The sequence below is a fragment of the Neisseria sp. P0013.S005 genome, assembly GCF_051958425.1.
Classification (GTDB): Bacteria; Pseudomonadota; Gammaproteobacteria; order Burkholderiales; family Neisseriaceae; genus Neisseria; species Neisseria subflava.
In genome coordinates, this window is the sequence record NZ_JBQCVL010000030.1 from 1 (window position 1) to 4865 (window position 4865).

14 protein-coding genes are annotated in these 4865 nt (G+C 51.3%); all 14 read right to left on the bottom strand.

Annotated elements, in window-relative coordinates; all coding sequences use genetic code 11:
- On the bottom strand, nt 1–236 hold a 236-nt coding region (locus ACTHTA_RS11250), incomplete at its 3' end, for a DUF1804 family protein (RefSeq protein WP_440376379.1).
- Between the two features lie 2 nt (nt 237–238).
- Nucleotides 239–436 (bottom strand): hypothetical protein, encoded by a 198-nt coding sequence (locus ACTHTA_RS11255; RefSeq protein ID WP_070630689.1) that lies wholly within the window; start codon nt 434–436, stop codon nt 239–241.
- A complete protein-coding gene (locus tag ACTHTA_RS11260; RefSeq protein ID WP_440364615.1) occupies nt 433–699 on the bottom strand; it encodes a hypothetical protein in 267 nt (88 codons plus the stop codon). The genes ACTHTA_RS11255 and ACTHTA_RS11260 overlap by 4 nt, the downstream gene beginning before the upstream one ends.
- 11 nt (nt 700–710) lie before the next feature.
- Nucleotides 711–1040 (bottom strand): hypothetical protein, encoded by a 330-nt coding sequence (locus ACTHTA_RS11265; protein WP_440364616.1) that lies wholly within the window; start codon nt 1038–1040, stop codon nt 711–713.
- Nucleotides 1037–1354, bottom strand: coding sequence for a hypothetical protein (locus ACTHTA_RS11270; protein WP_440364617.1), 318 nt, complete (start codon nt 1352–1354; stop codon nt 1037–1039). Before ACTHTA_RS11270 ends, ACTHTA_RS11265 begins: the two co-directional genes overlap by 4 nt.
- Entirely contained in the window at nt 1251–1670 is a 420-nt protein-coding gene (locus ACTHTA_RS11275) for a hypothetical protein (RefSeq protein ID WP_440364618.1), read from the bottom strand. The genes ACTHTA_RS11270 and ACTHTA_RS11275 overlap by 104 nt, the downstream gene beginning before the upstream one ends.
- On the bottom strand, nt 1642–1878 hold the full coding sequence (locus tag ACTHTA_RS11280; RefSeq protein ID WP_002219316.1) for a hypothetical protein: 237 nt from the start codon (nt 1876–1878) through the stop codon (nt 1642–1644). Before ACTHTA_RS11280 ends, ACTHTA_RS11275 begins: the two co-directional genes overlap by 29 nt.
- 2 nt (nt 1879–1880) lie before the next feature.
- On the bottom strand, nt 1881–2015 hold the full coding sequence (locus ACTHTA_RS11285) for a hypothetical protein (RefSeq protein WP_440364619.1): 135 nt from the start codon (nt 2013–2015) through the stop codon (nt 1881–1883).
- 2 nt (nt 2016–2017) lie between these two features.
- Complete coding sequence (locus ACTHTA_RS11290; RefSeq protein ID WP_188209081.1) at nt 2018–2191, bottom strand: hypothetical protein; 174 nt, start codon at nt 2189–2191, stop codon at nt 2018–2020.
- Nucleotides 2188–2733, bottom strand: coding sequence for an N-acetylmuramoyl-L-alanine amidase (locus tag ACTHTA_RS11295; RefSeq protein ID WP_440364620.1), 546 nt, complete (start codon nt 2731–2733; stop codon nt 2188–2190). The genes ACTHTA_RS11290 and ACTHTA_RS11295 overlap by 4 nt, the downstream gene beginning before the upstream one ends.
- A 159-nt stretch (nt 2734–2892) precedes the next feature.
- Nucleotides 2893–3372: a Mor transcription activator family protein gene (locus ACTHTA_RS11300; RefSeq protein ID WP_049350550.1), complete on the bottom strand. Its 480-nt coding sequence runs from the start codon at nt 3370–3372 to the stop codon at nt 2893–2895.
- Between the two features lie 2 nt (nt 3373–3374).
- Entirely contained in the window at nt 3375–3773 is a 399-nt protein-coding gene (locus tag ACTHTA_RS11305) for a gp16 family protein (protein ID WP_440364621.1), read from the bottom strand.
- 150 nt (nt 3774–3923) lie between these two features.
- On the bottom strand, nt 3924–4103 hold the full coding sequence (locus ACTHTA_RS11310) for a hypothetical protein (RefSeq protein ID WP_222570255.1): 180 nt from the start codon (nt 4101–4103) through the stop codon (nt 3924–3926).
- Nucleotides 4104–4260: 157 nt separating this feature from the next.
- Nucleotides 4261–4865: recombination-associated protein RdgC (locus ACTHTA_RS11315; protein WP_440364622.1), on the bottom strand; the 605-nt coding region annotated here is incomplete at its 5' end.

A 4865-nucleotide genomic window follows, 5' to 3' on the forward strand; every position in this document is an offset into this window, starting at 1 on the left:
TACTGCACCAAAAAACCTGCCAGCAGCGATCGGCTCAAGTCTTCGATGCCTCCGCCAGCCAGCGTGTAGGCGGCGCGCATCTTATCCCAGTCGTCGCCTTTTTCCTTATCCGCACGTTTCCACGCACGCGCAGTGGCCTGTGGGATTTCGCACATCAAGGCCGCCGTTTCCAAAGTTTGCTCGCCGCTCACATAGAGCCGGCGTAACTTTTCACGGATTTCTTGCGGGTGAGCCATAATTACAGTCCCATTTTCGCTTTAAGCAATTCCCAGCCGACCGTAATCACGCCGCCGCCCAGTGCGCCGAATGTAATGGCCGTGCGTTTCGTGTCTTGGCGGATTTGTGCAATTTCCGCCTGCATTTCCTTCTGATTTTTCAGAGTTTGATCAGTTTTGTTTTCAATACGCGCCAAGGCTTCCAAAATCGGGTCTTTCATGATTTGTCCGCTTTTCTGTCTAATTTTTCATTCATTTTTTCAAGTTTGTTTTCGATGCGCTCCAAAGACGCCGCGATATTTTTGCGGTCGGCTTGGGCGTCCTGTTTGGTGTGATAGGAGAGTTTGACCGCGTGCAGCTCCTCCTTCAGGTCGTCAATCCGCTTATCCGCCTCTTTCAGACGGCCTGAAATACTGTTGACCCAAAACCAAAACGCGGCAGTCGCAATCGGCCACAGGGTTTTAAAACCAAATTCGAAGTCCATTTAAAACCCCTTTAAACCGGCACATCGCCGAATACGATACGCACCGCATAGCCTTCGGGATTTCGGCTCGCCGCCTCGATCTTTTGGCCGTCAAAAAAGACTGAATAATACTTTTGCAAAATACCAATCACATCAGCAGGGGCGGTCGCGGAAAACTCCACACAAAAGGTCGTCTGAAAATCCTTATCCATACGCACTGCGTACTCAATGCCGGCCTTATCCAACAGGTCGGAAACATGGATGACAAACGGCTCTTGTTCGCGTGCGCGGCTCAATCCCAGCTCTAAATCCGCATGGCGGCAGGCGACCGTGCGTTGTACCAACTCACGATAAGTCGTCATCGTGCGCCCTCCGAACCGTCAACTGCCACTTGACTGTTGACCCAGTCGCGCCAAGCCTGATTTTGGTTTTCCAGCTCCGAAACATAGCCGCCAAACTCAGCGGCGTGTTCGAGCAGCGTTGCCGTCTTGCCGTCTTTCGGCGCATGCGGGCGCACCGGCGCAACCATCAACGCAGCGGGCGGTGTCGGCATGACCGCCTTTTCGACAACCTTAATTCCCGTAGCCGAGGGCGCGCTTGTAGAGCTGCAGGCCGTGAGAGCCAAAGCCGTCAATACAATTACCGCTTGCATTTTTACGGTCTTGAGTAAGGACATTTTCGATTTCCTTTTTATTTTCCGTTTTCAGGTGACTGACTTCCGCCTGCTTTTGTGCCAATTTCACACCGACGGCGTGCGCCTTGGCTTCAGATTGTTTTGCTTCCGCGCGTGCCTGTTCCAGCTCGCGCGCATAGTTTTGAGCCGACAACAGCAGGGCTTGCGCTTTGTCTTTTTCCATCTTGTCGATGACCGCTTGCTGCTTCGTAAAAGCCGACTTGTAGCCTTGATGGTGCGACACAGCCAAGCCCGTGCCGACAAGCGCGATGATGGCAATCGGTTGCCAGTTATTCGCCAGCAGTTTCACGAGATTCATTCTCAACCTCCTGACGTTTGACGCTGACAAACGAACGCGCCACCGCATAGCCGCCGACAATTCCCAAATACACCGCCCAAATCTCCGCCGACGGATCGGGCAACATCACAAATTTAAACGTCCCAGCCGCGCAGGCAACATTTGCCCACAGCTTCGAGTGCGACACATTGCCTGTCGCAGGGTTTTTAAAAATATCCAAAATACGCATTGCTATTCCACACTTTTGGTTTGCAGGTGCCGTTTCAGCATTTCCCGATAATTGGCCAGTTCGCCCTCCGCAAATTCAAACGCAGGTTTGCGCGACCATTGCTCAATCATCTTTTCGTAAAACTCAACCTGTCCCATGATTAACGACGATTCTTGCGTTTACGCGCCGCGCGTTTGGCAGCCGCCACGCCCGACTTACCCATGCGCATAGACGGATGTTGTTTCAAATAGCCAATACTGGCAGGCTTAATCTCAAATTCAGGCATCGGCGGTTTCAACACAGACAGAGCCAAAGCAATCAAAGACTTTTTCATACCTTCGCCGCTCCCAATTCCACCGCAATCGCGTCTGCAATCACGCGGCAGATGCCCCATTTAGTAGCCTTAAACAAAGCCAAATCAGTGTCGTTACTGATAAAAAACGGCTCAAACACAATGCCGCCGGCCTGCGCATAAGCCAGGCGCGAATGCTGGCCCGCATTGTCGGGTTTAAAGCCGTCTTCGCCGCGCAGTTTCCAGCCGGTCGCCTTCGCAACAGCCTTGCTCAACACCTGACACCAGCGTTTGTTTTTCGGCGTACTCAAAGCCTCAATGCCAGTGGCCGTTTTCGCGGCCGCCGCGTTGGTATGGAACTCAATCGCCACATCCGAGCCGCGAATCAGCTTAACCGCTTCACGCAGCGGCATATTGCCTTTGCCTTCGCCGTCGGTGCGTACGGTCAGGCCGTAATCGTTACGCAAGATTGAAGCCACAATATTGCGCATATCCTGCGCCAAGTCCGCCTCACGGTCGCTTCCGTTGACCGCGCCCGGGTCGGTGTTGCTGTGGCCTGCGGTTAAAGTTACAGTTTTGCCCATTAGCATCTCCAAGTTAAATCACGATTTATTTTCAAAACCTTATTTAACCTTTTCAGACGGCATAAGACGGTCGGCACAAATGCACTTACTATCCCGCAAACAAAAAAAGCCCCGCATAAAGCAGGGCAAAGGTCCACTCACAAGAAACACACAACACAATCAAGCTGCAAATAAATCCGTCTGCGCTCTTGCCGCCGCCTCGCGGTCGGCCTCTTTCAAAATGTAACGGATATTTCGCGTAGAAAGCCGATGAGCCAACACCAGCTCGCGCACAATAACCAAATCGCTCAAACCTTCCGCGCTCATCGCATCATACTGGCGGCGGATAAATCGGTTGCGAAGTTCGCGCATTGCATCCCAGCAACGCGGAATCGCCAAGAAAGGCTGACCGGCATATGCTCGCTCTAATCGTCCCGCAGCATCTTCGCCGATGTCCTCGACCAGTTGCGCGTGTAAGATTCGGCTTTGGCGCGTATTGCGGCGGCGGTTGGATATCGGATAATTCGTTCCGCCCCATACCTTGACCATGTGAAATGTCGCCTCCAGCCCGATGACCGTAATCATCGCCACCACGCTCTGCGGCAGAAGATGTTTCACATCCTCAAAATCCTGCTCCGTCATCTCCCAACTTACGCTCATTCCTATGCCTCCTTTTTCTTACGGTTCGCCGCAATCTGCAACGCCGCCACCAACTTGTGCATATTGCCGTCTGACAACCATTCCACACGGTCAACCTTAAACATCTTTTTCGCCGTACCGTGCGCATAATTCCAAGTCCAGCCGTTATCCAGCAGCAGGGCTTCGATTTTCCGCATCATCGGATCGGCAGAGCTTCGGCGGTTCGGGCGACGGCCTGCCGTTTTCTTCGGCGCAAACCCATGCTGGCGCAAATCCTCTACTACGCGTTCCAGCTCGGGGATACTGCACTCGGTACACGACCGCTTGCCCGTTACGCGCTCCAACACTGCGCGATACGTCGCATCATCCAAACCCAGCTCCTTTTGAGCAATCTTAATTTTCGCAATCAACGCACGGCGCATTATCTCTCCAATACAACATATAGTATAAATTAGCGCATATTATACCAATAAAATACAATATATAGTATTAAGTCGATGTTTTTTGTGAAACTGATAGGCACAAAAAAGGCCGTCTGAATAATTCAGACAGCCAAAATTTCAAAACCTTAATTAACGGCCGCAAATACGTTTTGATTTACTAATACTGCCGTCTTGGCATACAAACTTATCTCCCGCACAATGCGACACACCGCCTTTTTTACCCGAACAAGGCTGACGGCCCTTAGCTTGTACAGTTAAAGGCACAGACACCAAAGCCAAAGTTACGCAGGCAATTAATAGTTTCTTCATGATTTATCCTCATATGATATAGTCAAAATGTTGTTTGATTATACGCAATATGACTACAAACAAAAAGGCCGCCTGAAACAGGTTTTAAACCCCATTTCAGACGGCCTTTAATCAAGCTTTAAAAATCCCGGCCTTTAGAATCCATCCCAACCCTCCATCATTCCTGCCAACCTCCCAGTAAATCCACCAACTCACCAAGAATCGCACTCAGTGCAGCCTCCATCAGTAGCTGTGTGGCATAAGCCATACTTTCCGCATCATCGCAGCTGCCTTCAGCTTCTTCCTGCACAACGTCCAGCCATTGGATACGTTTCAGTGTTAAATCCTGTGTCAGGATAAATGCCACGCGGTCATTCCATACCAAGCCAAGTTCGGTTACTTTCATGCCATTTTTGGCGTGTTGTACCACATCCTCGGCGGTAAGGTCTTTACGGCTGATTTTAACTTTGGGAGCAACATCGCCCACACCGACCAGGGTAACGTCAGAATCCAGCATGAACCGACCTTGAGCTTCGCCCTGCAACAGCCAATTGGTCATCAATGATGCCGGCGATTGACGGGTAACCGGATGTTGAGCAGGCAGCCCGCCAAGGGCTTCGCGCAACTTGGTCAACAGGTTTTCGGCCTTGCGGCGATTTGCCGTATCAACGAATAACCACTCGCCAGCAAATAAACCATAAGTGCGGCTGCTTTTGGTTAGGGCTCGGGTTAGCAGGTTGCTGGTTAGGTTTTCGCGCAGCTCGTTCTTTTCTTTGCGACCGA